The sequence below is a fragment of the Pseudomonas sp. NPDC077186 genome (genome assembly GCF_044543505.1).
GTDB lineage: Bacteria > Pseudomonadota > Gammaproteobacteria > Pseudomonadales > Pseudomonadaceae > Aquipseudomonas.
The window spans coordinates 503,503-523,793 of the sequence record NZ_JBITWE010000003.1 but is presented as its reverse complement, the minus strand read 5'-3'; the positions used below and the strand labels follow the sequence as shown (position 1 = coordinate 523,793).

Annotated in this window: 21 protein-coding genes; 15 read left to right on the top strand and 6 right to left on the bottom strand. The window is 56.1% G+C overall.

Annotated features, from left to right (window positions below; translation table 11 throughout):
- Positions 1 to 7: 7 nt before the first annotated feature.
- Both ACIGKL_RS14445 and ACIGKL_RS14440 read right to left on the bottom strand, forming a co-directional pair.
- Positions 8 to 238, bottom strand: a complete 231-nt coding sequence (locus tag ACIGKL_RS14445; RefSeq protein WP_397487308.1) for a hypothetical protein — start codon at positions 236 to 238, stop codon at positions 8 to 10.
- Positions 239 to 403: 165 nt separating this feature from the next.
- A complete protein-coding gene (locus tag ACIGKL_RS14440) occupies positions 404 to 1,459 on the bottom strand; it encodes a hypothetical protein (RefSeq protein ID WP_397487307.1) in 1,056 nt (351 codons plus the stop codon).
- 103 nt (positions 1,460 to 1,562) lie between these two features.
- Here ACIGKL_RS14440 and ACIGKL_RS14435 point away from each other — a divergent pair, with 103 nt between their 5' ends.
- From ACIGKL_RS14435 to ACIGKL_RS14375, 13 genes are all read left to right on the top strand, one after another.
- Positions 1,563 to 2,285, top strand: a complete 723-nt coding sequence (locus tag ACIGKL_RS14435; protein WP_397487306.1) for a hypothetical protein — start codon at positions 1,563 to 1,565, stop codon at positions 2,283 to 2,285.
- 1 nt (position 2,286) lies between these two features.
- Positions 2,287 to 4,242, top strand: a complete 1,956-nt coding sequence (locus ACIGKL_RS14430) for a transposase (RefSeq protein WP_397487305.1) — start codon at positions 2,287 to 2,289, stop codon at positions 4,240 to 4,242.
- Complete coding sequence (locus tag ACIGKL_RS14425; RefSeq protein ID WP_397487304.1) at positions 4,242 to 5,180, top strand: TniB family NTP-binding protein; 939 nt, start codon at positions 4,242 to 4,244, stop codon at positions 5,178 to 5,180. Before ACIGKL_RS14430 ends, ACIGKL_RS14425 begins: the two co-directional genes overlap by 1 nt.
- Positions 5,181 to 5,192: 12 nt before the next feature.
- The gene (locus ACIGKL_RS14420; protein ID WP_397487303.1) at positions 5,193 to 7,070 is read left to right on the top strand and encodes a TniQ family protein; all 1,878 of its coding nucleotides are present in this window, start codon (positions 5,193 to 5,195) and stop codon (positions 7,068 to 7,070) included.
- Positions 7,064 to 7,396, top strand: a complete 333-nt coding sequence (locus tag ACIGKL_RS14415) for a hypothetical protein (RefSeq protein WP_397487302.1) — start codon at positions 7,064 to 7,066, stop codon at positions 7,394 to 7,396. The genes ACIGKL_RS14420 and ACIGKL_RS14415 overlap by 7 nt, the downstream gene beginning before the upstream one ends.
- Before the next feature lie 12 nt (positions 7,397 to 7,408).
- Positions 7,409 to 7,843: a hypothetical protein gene (locus tag ACIGKL_RS14410; RefSeq protein WP_397487301.1), complete on the top strand. Its 435-nt coding sequence runs from the start codon at positions 7,409 to 7,411 to the stop codon at positions 7,841 to 7,843.
- A 10-nt stretch (positions 7,844 to 7,853) separates the two neighbouring features.
- Positions 7,854 to 8,255 (top strand): DUF6957 family protein, encoded by a 402-nt coding sequence (locus ACIGKL_RS14405; RefSeq protein ID WP_397487300.1) that lies wholly within the window; start codon positions 7,854 to 7,856, stop codon positions 8,253 to 8,255.
- 111 nt (positions 8,256 to 8,366) lie between these two features.
- On the top strand, positions 8,367 to 8,657 hold the full coding sequence (locus ACIGKL_RS14400; protein WP_397487299.1) for a hypothetical protein: 291 nt from the start codon (positions 8,367 to 8,369) through the stop codon (positions 8,655 to 8,657).
- A 27-nt stretch (positions 8,658 to 8,684) separates the two neighbouring features.
- Positions 8,685 to 9,443, top strand: coding sequence for a metallophosphoesterase (locus tag ACIGKL_RS14395; RefSeq protein ID WP_397487298.1), 759 nt, complete (start codon positions 8,685 to 8,687; stop codon positions 9,441 to 9,443).
- Positions 9,440 to 9,796, top strand: coding sequence for a hypothetical protein (locus ACIGKL_RS14390; RefSeq protein ID WP_397487297.1), 357 nt, complete (start codon positions 9,440 to 9,442; stop codon positions 9,794 to 9,796). The genes ACIGKL_RS14395 and ACIGKL_RS14390 overlap by 4 nt, the downstream gene beginning before the upstream one ends.
- A 91-nt stretch (positions 9,797 to 9,887) precedes the next feature.
- Positions 9,888 to 10,349 (top strand): hypothetical protein, encoded by a 462-nt coding sequence (locus ACIGKL_RS14385; protein ID WP_397487296.1) that lies wholly within the window; start codon positions 9,888 to 9,890, stop codon positions 10,347 to 10,349.
- 179 nt (positions 10,350 to 10,528) lie between these two features.
- Positions 10,529 to 11,221 carry a hypothetical protein gene (locus ACIGKL_RS14380; protein WP_397487295.1) on the top strand — a complete coding sequence of 231 codons (693 nt, stop codon included), beginning with the start codon at positions 10,529 to 10,531 and terminating at the stop codon, positions 11,219 to 11,221.
- A 105-nt stretch (positions 11,222 to 11,326) separates the two neighbouring features.
- Entirely contained in the window at positions 11,327 to 12,466 is a 1,140-nt protein-coding gene (locus tag ACIGKL_RS14375; protein ID WP_397487294.1) for a hypothetical protein, read from the top strand.
- 124 nt (positions 12,467 to 12,590) lie between these two features.
- Here the strand turns inward: ACIGKL_RS14375 and ACIGKL_RS14370 are convergent, their stop codons facing one another.
- Genes ACIGKL_RS14370 through ACIGKL_RS14355 form a run of 4 tightly spaced genes read right to left on the bottom strand, consistent with a single transcriptional unit; the run spans position 12,591 to position 19,423 of the window.
- Positions 12,591 to 13,781, bottom strand: coding sequence for a DUF3322 domain-containing protein (locus ACIGKL_RS14370; protein ID WP_397487293.1), 1,191 nt, complete (start codon positions 13,779 to 13,781; stop codon positions 12,591 to 12,593).
- Complete coding sequence (locus tag ACIGKL_RS14365) at positions 13,781 to 17,161, bottom strand: ATP-binding protein (RefSeq protein WP_397487292.1); 3,381 nt, start codon at positions 17,159 to 17,161, stop codon at positions 13,781 to 13,783. Before ACIGKL_RS14365 ends, ACIGKL_RS14370 begins: the two co-directional genes overlap by 1 nt.
- A complete protein-coding gene (locus tag ACIGKL_RS14360) occupies positions 17,154 to 17,972 on the bottom strand; it encodes a DUF4194 domain-containing protein (protein WP_397487291.1) in 819 nt (272 codons plus the stop codon). Before ACIGKL_RS14360 ends, ACIGKL_RS14365 begins: the two co-directional genes overlap by 8 nt.
- A complete protein-coding gene (locus ACIGKL_RS14355; protein ID WP_397487290.1) occupies positions 17,969 to 19,423 on the bottom strand; it encodes a DUF3375 domain-containing protein in 1,455 nt (484 codons plus the stop codon). The genes ACIGKL_RS14360 and ACIGKL_RS14355 overlap by 4 nt, the downstream gene beginning before the upstream one ends.
- A 340-nt stretch (positions 19,424 to 19,763) precedes the next feature.
- Here ACIGKL_RS14355 and ACIGKL_RS14350 point away from each other — a divergent pair, with 340 nt between their 5' ends.
- Complete coding sequence (locus ACIGKL_RS14350) at positions 19,764 to 20,003, top strand: type II toxin-antitoxin system RelB/DinJ family antitoxin (protein ID WP_397487289.1); 240 nt, start codon at positions 19,764 to 19,766, stop codon at positions 20,001 to 20,003.
- Entirely contained in the window at positions 19,993 to 20,280 is a 288-nt protein-coding gene (locus tag ACIGKL_RS14345; protein WP_125897923.1) for a type II toxin-antitoxin system RelE/ParE family toxin, read from the top strand. The genes ACIGKL_RS14350 and ACIGKL_RS14345 overlap by 11 nt, the downstream gene beginning before the upstream one ends.
- Positions 20,281 to 20,291 lie beyond the last annotated feature (11 nt).

The following is a 20,291-nucleotide window of genomic DNA, read 5'->3' as shown; positions in this document are numbered from 1 at the left end:
AGCGAATTTACAGCTCTACCGTCAGCGCCTTGATCCCTATCCCTGCACAAAACCGGCCCACCGCCGTCAGCGAGCGCCACAGCCGCACTGGTTCGCGCCGCGAGCGCACCGGTAGCCATTTCACCCCGAGGCGAAGCTCCAGGCGCCAGGCCTCCCCTTCGCGCAGCACGCGAAACTCTCGCGCCGCCCCAGTCTCGACCAGTGCTTGCAACGTCTCCTGCTCGATGGCTCGTTTCATGACCTACCCCTGCATCCGCAGCCAACCAGTCCCCTGGTCTCTGGTATAGCGCAGAGCCGTAGTCCGGTGACCGCAGTAGGCCGAGCGGTCACCGATCCAGGGTCAGATGAGGGGGCGAATTGAACAGAACGTCCTATTACGCGCAGTCCTGCGGATCATGCACGGCTACAGGCCGAGATCGACCTCCAGGGCGCCGCGCCTTTCAACTGGGCTTGCGTTAGCCTCTTCGCCCACGGCCTTGATACGGGATTGGACGACTTCGCGGAACAGTCGGCTTTTGGTGGGATGCTTCGGCAGCTTTAACAGCGGACGTAAGGCCACCAACTCGCCAGAGGGTTGCCCATCGGCAGCCTCTATCGAGCAGTACAACTCCGCCCGCTCAATCAGCCCTGCGCCAGTCCGAAGCTGTTTGATCAGTTGGGTGAAGTACTGTTCGAACAGCACCTCTAGCACGCCATGGTCGTCGAAATGCGCCAAGTACAGCCACTGCCCTTTGGGGTCATAAGGTGAACCGCCCCAATGCAGGCTCAGTTCGGCCAGGCGCTGGAGTACCACGTTAGCCCGCTCGAACACACACCAGATGTGCGGTGCCACCGCGCGTTGCGACAGCGCGTGCTCATAGAGCTCCCGTGCTGCGGTGGCTGGATCGCGCCACGCACCCGGCTGAATGCATAGCACCACGCAGGTGAGCTTGCCTTTAGCGTTGTACACATAGTAACCACCTGGAGCGCCCAAGGTGCTGCGCCGACGTAGCACGCGCCCTTGGTAGGCATCAAACGCGTACAGGTCTGAGGCGCTAAAAAAGTCTTCCATGCGCTGGTACAGCGCGTGTTTAGAGGCGGTCGCGCGGAGGGGGCGTAGAGCTGGATTTTCCGCTGTGGTGGTAGCCTGGTTGCGAACCAGTGCTTCGAGATCATGCAATTTCAGCTGGTTGCTCAGTACCGCATGGAGTACCTCTTGCGCGACCTCGGGGGCAATCGATCCCAGCTTGGCCAGGCGCTCTAGGGGAGCATAACCGCAGTGCAGGCTGGCCCTGTCAAAGGCCGGTGTGAGTCCATCCAAAAAGCGCCCGGCGATTTTGATGCGTGACCAAGTCTTGGGTTTCAGGCCCAGTTGAGTGGCGACTTCCGGATCGCTGAAGCGCTGTTCGCGGGGTTGCTGCTCCAAAGCGATGCCCTCTTGGTAGGTGTCATACCAACTGGTGTCGACGCGGCGGCCCATAGCGGATTCTCTGGTTTAAGTTGGACGGTCATTTAAATTTGTTGACAACCCTACCAAGGTTGACTATGAATGTAAATGTCCTTTCTAGGAGATTCCACTAAAAATGCCTTCCAGAGCCAAAAACCGTAAACCTTTCCGCGATGTAGCCAAGCGCGTTAAGCGTGGCCACAAGGCCTATGTCGTGCCAACACCGCGTAATGACGCGGGTTGGGTTGCAGGTCAAAGCTTTCTGGAGCGCAACCACCTGCTGCTGTTGAGCGTGCAAGTGGGAATCAAGCGGCTGTGCGATCAGGCGGTGTGCATCGATCTGGACAATGAGACTCTGGTGGATCGTCTGGCTGACTTGCCCAAGCGTGGAGGGAAAACTGTCAGACGCTACACCGTCGACAGCGCATACGAGCGCGACGATGGCCAGCAGGGTGTGTGTGAGAGCAAGCCACGTGCGTTTCTGGAGCAGCATGCGGAGAAGCACGCGCTGGCCGAAAAAATCCTCAACAAATATGGCCAGTCGTTCACCACGTTGACGGAGGAACAGTTCACCCCGGTTTTCATCTCGAATATCGAAAATCTACTTAAGGCTAGCAGTGAGGGGCAGCGGCGCCACGCCACGGTAGCGATTGAAAAACTCCACCGGGCTCTGGCGCAGCAAGAGCGTTGGCTAACCCTGGAGCTCAAGCAATCTGCCGGTTTGTCTAGCGCCGACATCTTTTTTGGCTTGGCTCATGGCGTGCTGCGCGCCGATCTGCGTCAGTCCCTGTTTAGCAGCAGCAGTTGCGTTGAAGCGGCACATGGCAGCCTCGATCACCTGATGTTCGTGGAGCTGTGATATGGCCGTAGTCAATGACAGCTATCTCAGTCCACGGCGCTATAAAGTCGATGGTCTCGTTGCCGGTAGTGATGGCCGGCAGTACGTCATTGCGAACATCCACACTAAGGCGCGCCAAGTCGTACTGCTTGGCCCGGTGGGTGAGACGTACGTTTTTGAAAGCGATGAGTTCCGCAATAAGGTCGCAGCGGGTGAGCTTCGACTGGTGGTCTGCAAGCAGAACGCCGAAGGTGTCGAAGAAGTTTTCGAGCCCCGGAAACTCATGGGCAATGAAAGTAAAGTGCTGGAGGAGCGTCAGCAGTACATCGAGATTATTCTGAAATACATCGATAACAGCACTTGGGATTATATCTACGAGAAAATTAAGGAGGAATACGGCGGCAAGCGAAAAATTCCAGGGCGGCGGAGTATTGAAAGATACTGGCAAATCTATAAGCAGGCTAAGTCACCAAGTTGTCTAGCGCCCAAATATTCACTTCGAGGTGTACACCGCTCGTTGTCGCTGGATCCACATGTTGAAGACATCATCATCAATGTGTTGGAAGAGAAATACTGCAATAGCTCAGGGTTCAGTGTTAAAGACATTGTCGAAACCATTAATATTCGGTGCGACAAAAAATCCTCTGAGTTAAATGTTGAATTGGGCGGTATTTCACGGCGCGCAGTCGGTCGAATTATTGAAAGCCTCAATATTAAGCAATTGAAAGGCCGACTGAACCAAAAGACGTTTCGTTTGATCATGCGCAATGCCTTGCACTTTTTCGATGTGCAAGAGCCTTATGCGCGAGTTGAACTGGACTCAACCGTATTGGATATTTTGCTCGTCGATGCGTTCGGTAACATCATCGGAAGTCCGACTCTTTACGCGCTTATCGACACTGCGACGCAGACGATTGTCGGTATTTTTCTGACCATTCAGCCGGCCAGTCAGATCGGCGTTCTGCAAGCTCTCCAGTTTGCTTTTTCACCGAAAGGTGAAGCGTTTCGTCAACAGCACGGTTGTATTCACTTGTGGCCTGCTCCCGCTGATATCCGCACCTTGGTAATGGATAACGGCGCCGATTGCCATGGCCCGATGGTCGTAAAGGCAGCCCGTTATTTGTCGATGATGCTCGAATACTGCATCGCTGGCGCCCCCTACCAAAAACCCTTTATCGAACGGTTTTTTGGCACCTTGCACACGATGTTGATCAAAAAATTGCCTGGCGCGAAATACTCGCATGACAAGCGTGAAGAGCATGCCTTAGAGAATTCTGAGAAAACGGCAAAGCTCACACTCGATGAATTGAATTCGCTGATTATCCGCTGGATCACGGACACGTATCACCTAAAAAATAGCGACCGTCTAACGAGTAAGTTTAATCGTGCTTGCTCCCCGGCTCAGGCGCTAGAGATCTTGAGCCAGCAATATGTGCTATTTCCAGCGCCCTCAGCCGAAGAGCTGCTGGAAGCCTGCCGTCATCATCTAGAGGTCAAACTCAATGTGACGCGGGAAGGCCTAAACTATCAATGCCAGCAATATCAGAGTGAATATATTTCTGGTCTCTATAAGACAAATGGCAGGCAGAAAGTTGAAGCGTATGTGAATCCTATCGATTGCAGTGCAATTCATGTTCTAGATAGCGACAGCAAAAACTGGCATGTGGTGCCGAACAAAAATCCGCATATGCCGGCGATGAGTTTTGAGCAGGCCAAGTATTACCGCAGTTTGAACTACAAAACGGATCTTGAGATTTCAAGAGCCGAGTATGTACAGAGTCAACACCAGATTATCGAAGACGCCCATGCCAGCAAGAGCAAACGGGGGCGTATTAACCGCAATCGCCAGGCCGAGCGCGACATCGAGCGCGCTCAAGCGGCAATTGCGACATCCGCTCAGCAGCCGGTGGTTGATGTGCCGCTGGTATCGCCTGAACCCAGCGAGGCGGCAGTGAAACCCCACCGGAGGAAAAAGTAATGACGAATCTGGCGACGAAGGTGGTGCGTTCGGAGGGCTTTTTCCACGGCCATCTGCTGCGAGCGTATGAGCGCGGTCGCGGGGTGATTGAACAATCGCTGCGGGGAGAGCGCCTGATTTTTGCAATGTTTGGTAGCGCGGGTGTGGGCAAGACCGAGACGGTTACGGGTTGGGTATCCGAGTTCCCTCAACAGCAGTCGGCGCAAGGCAAGATCACCAGGCCGGTGATCCACGTGATCTGCCCTGTAGAGCCCAATCAGCGATCCATGGCTTTGAGCATTATTCGAGGCCTTCAAGGCCGAACGTTGAGTAGAAGTAGCACCACGGACGTAGTTGAGCAGGCAGTTGCGCAACTGAAGGTCGCTGAGGTCAAGACGATCATCTTCGATGAAGTTCAACACCTCGCCGAAAACCTCAGTGCTGCGAAAATGAAAATTGCAGTGAACTTTCTGCAATTCATCCTTGATCAGTGTGACATCTCTTTGATCCTGGTGGGATTACCAACGGCCCAGCGCTTTATCAATGTTGACCCTGCGTTTCAACGGCGTTGCCTGGCTACGGAGCTGATTTATCCGTACGCCTGGAGCAGTGATAGGCATCGCCAGGACTTTGCCGAAGGGGTGTCGTTAATTGCGGAGGCGTATCGCGAGCATGGCTGGAAGACCGTGCTTGATGACCCTGATTCACTTAAGTGCCTATACGCCGCGTGCATGGGGCGGTTTGGTGTCCTGATCGACTTCCTCAGCCATGCCGAGACAGACAACCCCCGCAAAGTAATCGACCTGAAATGTCTGGCCAAGGCTTACGCGCATGGCATTAACCATCAGCCCTTCACCGGAAATCCGTTCTCGCCGAGCACTCACATCTCGGAGCAGGAGCTGAATGCGGAGTACATGAAAGTGCTCCAACAAGCGCACCTGCCGATTCCTAAGTTGTAAGGAGGCGACGCCATGTCATTTTTTCAGAGTGTCAACCTCAAGCCTGGTGAAAGCTTGAACTCCTTGCTGATGCGCAAAGCCGAGCTAAATGGTTACGGAACGGCGCATGCACTGCTAGCAGATGTCGGCATGACCATGAAGGTCAGCTATCTACCGGAAGAGCCGGAGCGACTTCGAGCATGCTTTGAGCTGACTGAGCATGACCTGATGCCAGCGAGTGCAGGCCAGGCGCCCTACCTGGGACAAAAAGCGTTTTTGCGCAGCCAATGTTCGCCTGTCTGCCCTCAATGCCTGGCTGATGAGGGAGTGGCACAAGAGGCGTGGTCTCATGTGCTGGTAATCGCCTGCCATAAGCATCAGACAGAATTGCTCAGCCAATGCCCGCAGTGTGCAGAGCCGATCTGTCTGACGCGCCGAGCGTTGATGCACTGTGACTGCGGCTATGAGTATTGCCATGCCATCAGTGAGCCTGCGTCAGCGTTTTCTGCTGGGCTTTCAGCCCTGTTGGAGAATGTGGATGCACCAAGCCGGCAGGCGCTACCCCTGCCCCTTCACCAACTGAGCTTTGAGCCTTTGCTACCCGCTTTTTTGCTGATGCTGGCGAAAGCGCAGGGGCGCATGAGTGATCAGCTTCCCCCCAAATTTCGCTTTGCTGCCAGCTCCTCTTTTGAAGACTCCGTGGCGATGGTGGGGTATTTGGAGTCGCTGTTGGGTGAGTGGCCTCATTGTTTCGATGACGTTTTGGAAGACCTCCTCATTCAGGGTGAAGGGGTCAGCTTGGCCGGGCGAATCGGTACTTGGTACAGGGAACTTTTCAGTACCTATGCGGCGCCGAGCTTTGATTTTCTGCGGGATCGCTTCAAGGCACAGGTGGCTGAGCACTTCGATGGGAGGCTGGGCGTCAGCGCACGCGCCCAGATGTTTGGGGCTGGCAACGCAGATGCCATGCAGTGGTTCTCGGCGGCAGAAGCTGCACGGCTGCTAGGCGTGGCTCCCGACATCCTGGCCAATTTGGTGATTACGCAGCAGATTCAGGGAAAGGTTCATCAGGAGGGGAAAAGTCGTTTTATTGTCGTCCACCGCGCAACCCTCGACCAGATTGCCGCTGATCGAGCGAGCTATCTCTCTGCGACGGAAGCCCGTCAACGCCTGAACGTCTCGAAGAATTTCTTCGAGCGGTTTATCCAGGCTGGTGGTTTGCGCCGCTACAAGCGCAGCGAGCGACCGGTACTCGTGGCCGGCGAATTCCGAGTCGCAGATGTCGATCAGGTGATTCAGCAACTAGTGGGATGTGTCCGCAAAAAGCCCAGAGCAGCACAGCTGATCGGCATTCAAGACATCTCCGCCAAGCATGGCATTTCTAACAGCAAGATCGCGTCGGTATTGCAGGACATCCTGCAAGGGATTGTGCGGCCCGTGGCTCACATCAGCTCACTCGCGGGGCTGGCCGGCTTGCAATTCAACAAGACGGAGATCGAGCAACGGGTTCGCGACAACGACCCTGACGTAGTGCTGAGTGTCGATGAACTGGCTCAGGTGTCTGGCTGGAAACCTGGTGTGATCAAAAAGTGGATCCAGGGTGGATACCTCAAAAGCATCGTTCAGACGCATGGCAGAGCCGAGCGTGATGTCATCCAGGTATCAGCGTTGATCGAGTTTTTGCTGACTTACAGCCCCACCGCTGAGCTCTCCAAGCAGCTCAAGACCAAGACCCTGTACCTGACGAAGACGTGGCGTTCCGCCAAGATTGAAGTCATCACGCCACCTCAGGATTCGGTGGGTGGCCAGCGAGGGTTGTTGGTACGCAATGCAGACTTGGCGCTTACGGCGCAGCTGCGCAAGCCCACGATCCGGGAGCTCGCTGACCAGTATGAGGATTCCACATGCTGACGCTACTCAAGAAAGCCAAGCTGGCCGACGCCTTGCTGGATGATTACCCCGAAGTCATCACGGGTTACATCGTCGACGCCACGGTGGTGTCCGGATGTCTGGTCGGGGAGGCATACAAAACCTGGGGCTATGCGACGGGGGAAAAGCTGATCTCCGGGAGCATTACTCAGATCATCGACTGCGGCTCGCGCTGGCTGATCAAAACGCGCGAGCAGGATTGCCTGGTCGTTGTGAATTTTTCCCGTGGGGGGCGGCAGGCGCTGCTGCACCTGATCGATCTTTTTGATTCCGCGCGCCTTGCCCAATCGCGGCGTTGTCTGCACTGAGGAGCGACGGAAATGAAGCCTTTAAAGCAACGTTTCAGTGACATCAAAGCCAGCCCGGCAAGCAACTGGATTGTCGATGTTGCCATTCTCCGTACAACTGACGGTCTGCTGCATTGCGCACTTGTTCAAGACCTCAAAACCGAGCGAGTGCTGGGCTGGTCGACGGCACTTGAGGCTGATCCGACGCTGATGATGCGCGCTATCGAACTAGCAAGCGCGCGGTATATCAGGACGCGCCCGACCAACCTCTTTCTCTATCAGATCAGCGAGAACATTGCTCCAGATGTAGTGGCGTCTTTGCTGTGTCAGGAGTTTCAGCTTCGGTACATCAATACTCCTGATTACAGCCTGGCCTTATCGATGGATCGCTTCTGGGCGGAACTTCAATGTCTTTTCAGTCAGCCGTTGTCAAGGCCGGCCCAGTTTCAAGACGATCTGGATGACTGAGGGCAGTGCCATGGACGACCTCCAAACGATCACTGACCTGCTTTTTAGTCCTGGCGAGCCCATGACCGGCTCGCCGATGACGGATGAGCAGGCCCTGGTTTTTGCGCGTGAGCGCTTCCCCTATTCCGTATTTTGTCTTGTCCGCGGCTGGCGTTGGATCGATCTCGATGTGAGCGAAGCCCAGCGCATCGAACTGGAAAAAACGCAGCGTCAGCCGGTGATCTTGTATGCCCACAGTGTGGTGTACGACTCGTCCCGCAGGTGGGACGTGGGCGATGTTGTGCGTACCTCTCCTCTGTCGGTTTTGGAGGAGGGTTTCCTGTTCAGATCGTTGAACACCACTTATCTGATGTTGGGCGATGGCCAGCGCAAACGCGCGGCCTTGGAGACGGTGGGCCGCATCCGTTTCTGAGCCAGGCCTTCCTTGGGGGATTCGAACCGGGCTTCGCATAACACCGGATCCGTTAAAGGGCGGGACGACCCAGGGTCGCCGAATTCGCCCAGGACATGAGGAGTGACCGTGATGAGTGAGCAAGGCCAGAGTGATTCCGACATCCGTTGCGCCGTGTGTGGAGGCGCCACGCGTGTACCGGGTTACGGCCAGCAATTCGGTACCTTGCAGGCGTTGTGGGGGTATGGCTCGCAGCATGATGGCGAGCGGTACCAGGTACTTCTTTGTGAATCCTGCTTCTTCGGTGCGTTGGCCTATCTGCGCCAGGAGCGGCGTATCCACTCTTTGTTTGATGACGATCAACCAGCAGACGACCAAGTGTTTGGTCGGATTGCGCGCGATGACTTTTTCGGCGAGTCGTAACTCACTTTCAACGCCATGGACATGACGATGCGTATCCACTTGCTGTCCGATCTGCACAATGAGTTCAGCGCATTTACCCCGCAGGTGCTGGACGCTGACGTGGTCATCTTGGCCGGTGACATCGATGTCAAAACGCGTGGAGTGGCGTGGGCCAAACAGACCTTCTCTGGCCCTGTTCTATACGTGCCGGGTAACCACGAATATTACGGTGGCCATCTGAGTCGCACCCTAGAAAAGATGCGTATGGCTCAGGATGAGCGGGTGCGGGTGTTGGATCGAGATGAGGCCATCATCGCGGGTGTCCGGTTTCTCGGCGCAACGATGTGGACGGATTTTGCGGCCACTGGCAATCCACCCATCGCGTCCTTCAGTGCGCAAAATGCGATGAACGATTTCCGGCAGATCCGTACGGATAACTACCGCCGTATCCGGCCCGCTGACTTGGTGGAGCAGGCCGTGAAAACCCGCGATTGGCTGCGCACCAAGCTGGCTGAGCCTTTTGACGGGCTCACCGTGGTAATCACCCATCACGCTCCTACCCTGCGTTCTCTCCAGGACAACCCCCATGCTGGGGGGCACATGGATGCTGCGTATGCCAATCGTTGGGAAGACCTGATGGGGGACGACCAGGTGGCATTGTGGGTTCACGGTCATTCGCACACGGCAGTCGACTATGACGTGGCGGGTACTCGCGTCGTGTGTAACCCCAGGGGATACCCCGGTGAGGACACGGGCTTCAATCCAGGTTTGGTACTTACTTTGCCAGCAAGGGGACAAGTCGCATGAGTCCCACATCGCCATACGCGGCGCGACGCTTGGCCCAGGCATTTAACTATCCCTTCTGTGAGCCTGTGACCGCATATCTAACCGAAGTAATGGTGGTCGCCTGTTGTGGTTTTGGTGTGATGTTCCGGCATAGCAAAGCGGATCCGTTTGGGCGCTTTCAAGACGGCCATCGATTGAGAACATCCGACATCCTTCGTGCGGAACAGCACGGATCGTTTTGGGTGTTGCGTACACGTAGCGGTAGCTTTTACGTGATTGCCAGCTTCCATCTGCATGGCGGTCGTCAGTCACTCCAGGCGTTTCTCAAGCTTCAAGAAAAAGGCGTGTATCTGACTCCTCGGCATGTTCAGTAGTCCGGTCTTTCAGGGCAAACCTAGATGCAGGTGTATGTGTGCTCACCAGCAGAAGGAGCTATCTAATCCTGGTATTGAGGGGTAATGCACCATGGCCATTAGGACGCTGTACCTCGACACAGAATTTACGAGCCTCAGCATCGCCAGGGAGTTGATTTCTCTTGCGCTGGTATCTGCTGATGACGCCGAGTTCTATGTCGAGCTGCTGGACGGTTGGTCGGAAGACGCATGCAGTGATTTCACACAGAAAACGGTCTTGCCTCAGCTTGATTTAGATAGGTACGGAGTAAGCCGAAAGGAGGCCTCGCCCAGGTTACAGGCATTCCTGCTGCAACAAGGATTCGTCGAGATCGTGGGAGATGCGCTGAATTGGGATTGGCCCTTGCTGCTTGAGCTGCTTGGATCTTCAGGGCTTCCGGAGAATGTGGTGGGTTGTCGTGAAGTGGATATGGCAGCCCACGTTGGTGACGCTGATCCAGAAGCGCCTCCACACCATGCGCTTTTGGATGCGCGTCTGATCTGTCGAGTTGCATCCAGGGGGAAGGATTCTTGAACAGGTGTTGATTGCGAATACTCACACGTACTCGTTCGAGCCCTAGTGTGCCCTGGGGCAAATCAATCGGTAGGTGGGTCAGCTTTCAATCGGCGCGAACACGGGTGTGAGTAAGGGGTTACCCAGATGGCCACGTTGGCGGGGGTGAAGCCAATGGTGCACCCGCCGCAGGTTTTGAAGTGGGATTCATTAAGTTCGAATCAAGTGAGGATCCGATGCTTCATCGCCCTATCTACGACGAAGTCATGAGCCGAGCTGCACGCTGGGCAAATGGCTGCCATCCCTCAGTAGCAGAGCGCTATGCCAATGAGCTGGCACGATACGCACGACTAACGTCCGCGTGCGACGCGCTGGAGTGCTTCATGGGGTGTCGTCCACTTGCGGATGAGGATGTCTTCAGCACACTCGCGCAACGTCGCAGCCAGATCGCTGATCTACTCGCACAGGCTAATCTCGAAGCCTTCGAGCAGGAGGCAGAGCCAGGGATCTATCTGACTATTCCTTACTTCTTGCGCTGCTCTGACAAACAGCCTGTGTGGCTGTTGAATCGTACTGCACAGCAAGTTACTTACATCCGACGATCTTTGTACGCTTATGCGAGCACAGACGACGGTGTCGACGAATACCAGGAGTCTGGCAGTGCATTCGCCGATGGCATCGCTGCGGGTGCAGTGATTGAGCCCGGTGAAAAACTTCAGATCGACGAGTACTCCATGAGCTGGGACGGGGACTTTGTCAGCAATCGACGGATTGTGTTGTTAGCTGAGGGCGAGCGCGGAGAATGGTTCGCAAGCATTTCAAAGCTAGCAGGCTATTTGTGGGATGAGCAGTTGCATGGGCTGCATATGCTGAAAATGGTTAAGAGTCTTTAAGCCGCTATGCAAATGCGCGCGACACGTACGGCATGGCGCACCGAATACTTCAGGGGCTTGCACCCGCTGTAGTGCCGTTTCTATCCAGCGATGGAGGCCTCTGCAATGAGAGAAGAGTACGACCGCGCCCACCTGTTAGATGAGGTCTGGGCTGAGCCGGTGACGCTGGTTGCCCCACGCTATGGATTGTCTGATGTTGGACTTAAAAAGCTCTGTCGGCGTTTGCAGGTGCCAACACCGGCGCGTGGGCACTGGGCCAAGGTAAAGTCAGGGCGAAGCATTCCCCCTAAACCACGGCTTAAAGCCTACAACGGCGATCCTCGGTATTTGCTGAAGCCATTGAAAGTCCATCGCCCTCGTTCGGAGGCGACAGAACTGGTTGATGAACGATTGGCCACCGTAATTGCCTACGAGCAGGATCCTGCACATCTCATCAACGTGCCGACACGCGGTACGCGTTGGCATCCGCTTGTCGCTGCCACACGTGATGGCTTTCAGGCCAAATATAAAGACAGCCGGGGTCTGCCGTTGCCTGGTGGCAAGGGGCTCAATATTGCTGTCTCAGACGAGCAACGTCCGCGTGCATTGCGCATCGCCAATGCACTGGTGAGGGCCTTGGAGAAGCGCGGGTATTCTTTGGTGCCGGGCGAGCATCACCTGGATGTACAAATGTTTGGTGTATGTCTGTCTCTGAGCATTTTTGAAGCGACGAAGCGCTCGGACTATGTGCCTAGTGATGCAGAGCGTGCGGCCAAAGCGCGGGGCGACTGGGCGTACTGGCCGCGCTATCGCTATACCCCGTCTGGACGATTGGAGATTCGCAGCGGTGGAGGTTATGGCGGCTCGGTCAAAGATGGCTCGCACCAGGTTGTGGAGGATCAGCTGAACAAACTCATCATCTGGATGGCCAAACGGGCTCTGAGCATCTTGCAGTTCCGCGAAGAGTGCGCGCGCGCGGAGGAGCTGAGACAGGCTCAGCGACGTGAGGCATTGGCACAGAAAGCCATGCAGGATGCAGAGAAGGAGAAGCTGGAGGTTCTCAAGGTGGCCGCGCTTCGCTGGCAGCAAGCGCAGGTGATTCGGTCTTATCTGTTGGCCATGGAAAACCGGGCGGCTGGCGACACCGGGTTGAATGATGAGCAACGTGAATATTTGTCTTGGGCTCGGGCCAAAGCGGACTGGCTGGATCCGCTGGTGGCGCAGCCGGATGCCGTTCTGGATCAAAAGATAGTGATTCCTTACTGATCCTTCAGCGAAGGGTTTGATGGGCGCAGGTATGACTGTTGTGAAAGCAGGGGATCACACCCCAAGAGGCTAGAAGGGATCGCGATGAATGGGCCGTGTCAGACTTTGCGACTTCCGTAAGAGCCTATTCAGTTTCTCTTACCCAATCATTGAGACGAGCCTGGATGTAGTCTTGATTGAGGAACTCCTGCTCCAGGCGTCCGATACCGTATTTGCCATTGAGCAATCCCTCAAATAAGCGGCGCTCATCTGGCAACAATCCAGTCTCTGGTAGTGCAGCTGGCTCAGGCTCGGGCCCACCTTGGTCACGGTGTACCGATAAAGTTGCGTCATCCATCATCAAGGCTTGTAGATTGGGATGTACCTGGCGCGCCTCGGCGAGAATTCGGAGGCCCCACGTGTCCAGATCACCCCAGTAGGCTAAATGCCGGCCTTTTAGCCAGGATGCCTGTAACCAACGTGTATTGCGCCCACCGCCGAAGACCGCGACAGTGTCAGGTAGATCAGGCAGGGCGTACCCAGCTTGAGTATTCTCTACCACCAGTACGCGCCTGCCCGGCAGAGGTTGCTCCAGAAGTTGTTCCAGCGGCAGTTGCAGAATCGTGAACCCCCCCATCTGCTGGCATATATTCGCGCACAGTGGTCGGACGTAGATCCAGTTACTTGGCGTCGCCCGGCACCCCAGCCAGGCTTCCAAGCCACCGGCAGCGGTGACTGCCCCATCATGCAAGGCATCAAGCAGTACACTGAGCAATGCCTGGTAGGTCTCCAGGAACTTCGTATCTATCCCCCGCACAGAAAGTGCGCGCAGGTATCGCCCCTCGCCCATATCCCTTTTTAGCTGTAGTAGTACCCCGGCCAAGCGTTCGACCTCATTGATAGCTAAGGTTTCAAGAAGGTGGATATGCCGGATCAGTGTCTCGTAAAGGCTCTTGTCCAGTGTTAGCAACGGTTGCATGCGAACCTGCCAGCCGTGGGCACGTTGTACGGCTTCAGCACCGAGCGCTTCGATCAGGGCTTGCACAGAGTTGAGCTCCACTCGTTCGGGAACCTCAATCTCGCCACCCAGGGCCCGATACTGTCGGGTTATCCAGATCACCTGCTCCTGCTTAGGCCAATGCCGCCAGGCATCGATCCAGGCATGAAAGTGGTTGATATCAGTCAGTGCGTGGCTAGCGGTGGGCGGTTTCAGCGGCTGACTGATCGGGAAACCACGAAGGCCCAGCAGGCGATCTCTCAGACGGCCAGCGTTATCCCATTCGAGCCGCCGGAGATCTTGAACCACATCCGATGGTAAGCGTCCCCAGTTACGCATCAGATCGACCCTACCTCGATGCCCAGATCTGCGGCGGCCTTGGCTTGTCGCGCCGCTTTTCGAGCGGCCTGCTGATGATCCAGTTCTTCCCAGGTAATTTGGCTCAACCGACTTTCGTGCCGCTCGGCATCGCGTTCGGCGATCAAAAGTGATCGTGCCGAGTCTCTTGCCAGGTTGAGGTTCTTATAGGGAGTGATCAAGTTGACGTGAATCTTCAGTTCGCGGAATACCCGGAGCACCCGACGACTGACCGCCTCTGCGGTATTGGAGAAGGCTTCATCGAGGAACACCGTGCAGTACACCGGATGACTGCTGCCATCTGGAGTCAGTACATAGGCGAGGCTAGCGGCAACGATGATGCCGGCGAAGGACTCCTTCTCACCACCGGACTTACCGGAGGAAGACTCCAGTACGTCGCGTACCCGCAGAGTATCCTTCTCAACCTCCTCAGCAAAAAATGACATGCGGTAGCGCGAATCGAGTAGGCGCAGACTCTCCAGGTTGCTGGCAGTGGCTGAGTTGGTGGCCTTCTCCAGTTTCTCGACCAAGCTGCGGAGCTCCTGAAAGCGCCATTCGTGGTCGGGGCTAGTGGCATGCTTCAGTACTTGGCCCAACTGGTCGGTAAACGCCTTAACGTGCGGGTAGCTTTCATTGCGGATTCCCAACCGCAGAAAGGTGCCACGTCGGAAATCGGTGCGTTCCAGTACATCATTGATTGTCTCGATTCGATCCTGGATGTCCTCTCGCTCGTCATCAATGGCGCGTTGCATGCGCCCGAGCGACTGGGTGGTGTTCGTGTTCAGGCGCTCCTGGAAGCGCTCCACAAGTACTGGTAGGCCTTCATGATCTAGTTGCTCAAGGTAGTCGATGTAGTCCTGCCGACCATCAACACTGTCCACCCAATCATTAGCTACCAGCGGCCAATTGGTCTTAAAGGTGGTAATCACGCTTGTAATCTTGCCAACCAGCCGACCCTCCCGGTTGCTCACCGAGCGCTGGGCTTCGCCTAGGTATTCGCGCTGCTGATTCTCCAGTGCATCAATTCGTTCCAGGTCATCCAGATTCAATTGCCCTACTCGCAGGCTGAGCGACGCTCGGACGCTATCTTCAAGTGCGATCTGGGCAGCACTGAAGGCCACTTGGCGTCGCTTGTTCGCTTCCTCGATGTCACGCCCAAGGGCTCCGACCTGTTGAAAGTTGTGTTTCTGTGCAGCGCGTACGGACTCGCGTTCGTCCTTTGCTGCCTCCCAGAGTTTTTTCGCTTGAGCCAAGTCGCTATCCGGTTGCTCTAGGGCTTCCAGGTCAGCCTTCAATGATTCATGCCTGGCCTGCGCCGAGTTGACGTCGATCTTTTCCCACTGCGTGTCCAACAAGCGCTTCCATGAGCTTTCCGACTCGGTCAGGTTGTCCAGCGCCTGGCGTGTTTCGTTTTCAAGTTTCCTGGTGACGTCAAGGTCTTCCCGCAGGGCCAGGCCATCACTTTTAAGCGCTGCCAGGCGATGTGCGTTATTGAAGCCCAGGTACCAATTACGGCGATCATCGACGTGCGTCTGATCTTTCTTCTCGAATCGACCCTTCTCCATTTGTACCAAGCCCTCACGGGTCATAGAGAAAGGTGTGTCGTTGAGAGCGTCGGCAGAATCAACGCAGTGCAGATCAAAGCGGGCCAGATGCTGTTTCAGCCAGTCGCGATAGGGGTGCTCTTTCCATTCTAATTTCCGCAAGAAACCATCACCGAGGAACTCTGCGCTGCGCTCGATCCTGTTCACCACCTGAACCCGCACATGTAGACCTGTATGGCGTCCGTTTAACCAGCCAGTAACCAGGCGGTACTTAGACTCAGGTACCAGTAGGGTGGTACGCAGGCCACCGAGGGCCCGCTCAATGGCGCCGCGCCAACGTGCTTCGTGATCACGCACATCGAGCAGTTCGCCGATGAACACCACCCCGTTCTTGTCCAGTTGTAAGCTGTCCACCAATTCGTCGCGCAGCTTCTGGAATTTCGGGTCGATGTTTGAGTTTGGGCGCCGCTCGATTTCCTGGATTTGCTCTTCAAGCGTCCGGATCTGTTTGAGGATTGCGCTTAGAGAGCCTTTGGCCTCGCCGAAAGCGTTCTGGGCTTCGTATATTTGTGCAGGCAAGTCGTTCAGGACTTGCTGAGCCTTGTCCAGGTTGGAACGGACAACAGCAATGCTCAGGGCGTCTGGCAGACCGAGGTCGCGTGCGTCCATTTGGTAGGCGCGTGCCGAGCTGGCTGTTTCTTTATAGGCATGTTCTGCCTCGCGCAGTTCGCGACGCAGGCTTTCGAGACGCTCCCCTCCCTGCATCTGGTAGGCCTGGTAGAGCGAATCAACCCGTTCGTTGGCCTGGATCTCTAGCTCCTGAAGCCGGGCCTCCTCTGCTTTCAGATTGGACTGCGTCTTTTCCAGCTGTTCACTGCGTAGGCCCCATAGGCGATACCCCAGCTCGCCAAAGAAAGCCGAAAGGCCGGTGCTCTCGGCCTGAACCCGCAGTCCTTCCTCGCGCACCTTGTTGAATTGCTCGCTGAGCTCCGGCAGCGGCTCCAGTACTTCCCGCTGTTGGCGGGCAGTGATCAACTCGGTATGGATGCTGATCAGGTCGTCAAACTCTTTCACCACCCCAGCAGCCATTTCTCGAATTTTGCTCGGCTCTAGCACCAGGTCGCGGATAAGGCTGGTGAGGTCGTCGATTTTCTTCAGGCCAAGTGCGCGCTGTAGCAGGGCTGGTGCGTTGCTGTTTTCCATACGTAGCAGGCGTGCGTAATACTCCTGGTAGGCAGTGAAGCTGTTATCGAAGTGCTTGAGCATCGGGTCAGCCTCGACATACTGCTTGAGGTGGCGCAGATTCACTTCGCCGAACTCTCTAATTAGTTCCTCCAAGTGCAGGTTGCGTTTGCCGACCACGTAGAAGCGCTTGAGGTCACCCAGTGAGTTGCCGGCGTGGTGGATCCAGAAAAGCACCGCGAGAGTGATCTGTGACCCATCGTCAGCCTGGTACAGCGCGCGTAAACCGGTCAGGGTGGCCCCATCCCGCTTCAGCAAGTTTGCAGTTTGTGTTCCGTCATGAGCCTTGCCGAAGTTGCCTCGGATATAGGACATCAGTGTGCGATCCGAACGGTCGCCCTGTGCTGCTGCAATGTTGAAGGTTGTCTGGGTAGGCCGATTGAGCAGGGCCATGTGGCCGTCGATCAGGGTTGATTTACCCGCACCGTTGTCGCCGGTGACCAGCGTGCCATCCGGATCGAAAGTCGCAGTGTGCAGGCCATGGAACGAGCCCCAGTTATACACGGAGAGTTCGGCTAGACGGATTTGCCCGGTGCTGAATAGCTCACTCAGGTTGGTATTGGTCATTTCAGACATCTTCGCCAACCTCTTGTTGCAAAGCGCCGCTCTGTGCGGCCAGTTGTTCATATTCGCTGAGCAACTTAGTTAGAAAATCGGCATTCACGACGTAGCGAATCACCGGGGTGATCTCGACCCGATCATCGCTGCCGCGTATCGAGGCCAGCAGGCGTTTTTCCCGCATCAGCCTGAGTGAGCCGTTGAGTTGCTTACGTTCCAGGGCGCTGTTGTTGGTCAGCTTGACGAAGGGGGTGAGCAGCGCCGCGATGCTATCGATGTCGATAACAACCTTCTGCTCGCCGGCGCTTTCGCGTTCCTGGTAGTACTTGCGCAACACCAGCAGTAGGAGGGTGTCATACAGGCTGAGGGTACGCTTGCCGACCAGGCCCGAGCCCTCGTCTTCATCTTCTTCATCACTATCGGGGTCAGTTACCTCCTGCTCTAGGAGGATGGCTATGCCAGCTTTCTGGTCGAGCAGCATGTATAGGTACATGTTGCCGAGATGCTCGCCGATCAGCTTCTCGTGGCGGCACAGGCTCTCGAAGGTCAGTCGCTTCTTTTCTTCCCTCACCACACCAGTGTTGAGTAAGTAGCGCATTGCTCGACGGGCATCACCCGGCATGCTCCCGGTTTCACTCTTGCAGGTGATCAAGGGTTCAGTGGTATCGAGCTCCTCGTCTTCATCTGCCAGCGCGGCGTCGTCCTCCGGCAGGCGGATATCCAACTCTTCGGCGGGGTTCTCCCATTCAGTTGCTGCTGGCGCCTCGGCTGGGCGGAATTGGTCGAATAGCGACGGGGCCGTGGCAATCTGGTCGTCTTTATCACTCATAGGGCGAGCGTCTCCAGATCCTCGGGAAATTGATCAGCGCTAAGCAGCAACTGGGGGATGCTGGCAAGAATCTGTTGGCCATCACGGTCTCTCACCAGAACCTGTTCGCGGTCTTCCAGTGTTATGGCGTCGACTGCTTTAGCGATGCGTATATGGGCAACCAACTCTTCCAGGCCACCTTGAATGGGCCTGTGCCAGAGCAGTTGGCCTACAGTCATCGGCCCGTTGGCATCAAGTAGTACGCGTAGGCCCGTTGCGACCTCCAGGATCTTCACCGTCTCTAGGCTTTCGAGCATGGTGTCGCTGGCGCTACTACTGTTGGTGTGTGCGACTACCTTGCTGGTATCCAGGCGTTCTCCTGGCAAGCGCAGGCGAATGCTTGAAGGTGAGCGCACCGTGAAGCTGCCGCTCGGTAAATACACTGCCAGTGGGGTGCGCAGGCCGACCTCTTGATCCTTGAACGTCACCGCCAGCTTTTCCAGTTGCCGCAACACGCGCTCCACCGCTCGGCGCTCCTGCTGGGTGCCACTCTCGATGAAGGCGCGCAAGCTTTCCTGGGTGCGTCGACGCACGGCGATCACTCGCTGGCTTTCGCCACTTAGCTCGCGCACCAAGTGGGCGAGAAAGTACGTCTCATCGTGGTCAAGATGCTGATGAGCCGCAGGCCTTTCCAAGATCGACCGCAGCTGTTCGCGGAATTCGACGCTACGGTGCTCATCGCAAAGCAGCCGGAAGAAGCCGTCAAAGGCTTGCCCCGCATCGGTTTGGAGCAATATGTCTTCACGGTCGAGCAGTGCCTGGAGCACTGTACCCCGTCCTCCTTCGGACTCGATCATCTGCACTCGCAGGTTCTGATCTAGCAAGCGAATCTCATCTTCCAGGCGCCGGAAGTCGCCGGTCAGCACCGAGGCTAGCTGATAGATCCCTCGAATCCGCTCACGCTGTTCCGAGCTGGACAGCTCTGGCACTACGCCGGCCTTTAGCAGCCTGATCTCTTCATTCAGTTCGTCCACCCGGCTTTCCAGCACGCGCAAGCGCTCTTCCGGATTTGGGCTGAGTGCTACAGACAGATCTCGCACTGCATCTTGGACGATGCGCAGGTGTGAGGCAGTGGCACTGCTGTCCCGTTGTTCCAAACCGTGGACAAAGCGCAACGCCTGTTCAAAGGCATCGGTGCAGGTTAAACGGTCATCGTGCTCACGTAGCCAGCCGGCATGAATCCAGTTACGCAGGTAGGTGTTGGCGTTGTCCTGCATGCCGTAGGCTTCGTGCCAGGCTGGTAGCTCTGCTTCCAGAGCAACCCTCGCCTTGGTGTAAGACACCTCCTGTTCGGAGAACAAGTCATCAAGGAATGCCAAAATGATTGGTGCGGAGTCAGCGCGCAACAGCCGCCAAGACGCCTGCTCGCCATGCAGTCTTCGGTAGCGCGCTTGCTTTTCATAAAGGCTCATCGTGCTTCCCTACTCGATGGTGCTCAAATTTAGAATTAAGTCTTAAACATAGTCTGGGTCAGGCATTCAGACCAATGAGCTCACAATGCCTCTATTTGAACTTGGCCCTTGCACAGGTGGAGTCTATCTTCCAGGTTGCGTCCTGCCGGATCCCTGCCCTGAGTCAAATTCAGTCGGCAGAGTGGTCGAGATTTTCTTAACAGGATTGTTAATAAATTCCTGAGCAGCTCGGTGGCAGGTATGAGCCTCATGCCCGTCAATGAATCGTGATCGAGCGGTTGCCAAAAAAACGTAAGAGTGTCATTGTAATGACGAATGTCTTTACGTGGAGGCCGCTACCATGGCTTCGATCAATATCCGCATCGACGATGAGCTGAAAGTCCGCGCGTATCGGGAACTGGAGAAGCTTGGCGTCACCCCTTCTGAGCTGATGCGCCAAGCCCTGCAATACGTGGCCGAACGCGGTCAGCTCCCCTTTCGCCCGGTACTGATGACCGAGGAAGATGAGGCTCTAATTGCCACGGTGCGTGAACGCCTTGCTGCTCCGCAGCGCGTGAAGGTTACGCTGGATGACCTATAGCCTCGAATTTGATGCGCGGGCACTGAAGGAGTGGCACAAGCTGGGGGACACCGTCCGCGAGCAGCTCAAGAAAAAGCTCGCGGAGGTGCTGGTCAACCCGCGCGTCGAGGCGAATCGCCTTCACTCACTACCCGACTGCTACAAGATCAAGCTGCGTAGCAGTGGTTATCGCCTGGTGTACCAGGTGATTGACCATGAGGTGGTGGTGTTTGTGGTCGCGGTGGATCGGCGTGACCGTGAGCAGGCGTACCGCAAGGCCGCTGAGCGGCTCAAATAACGCGTAGCCTG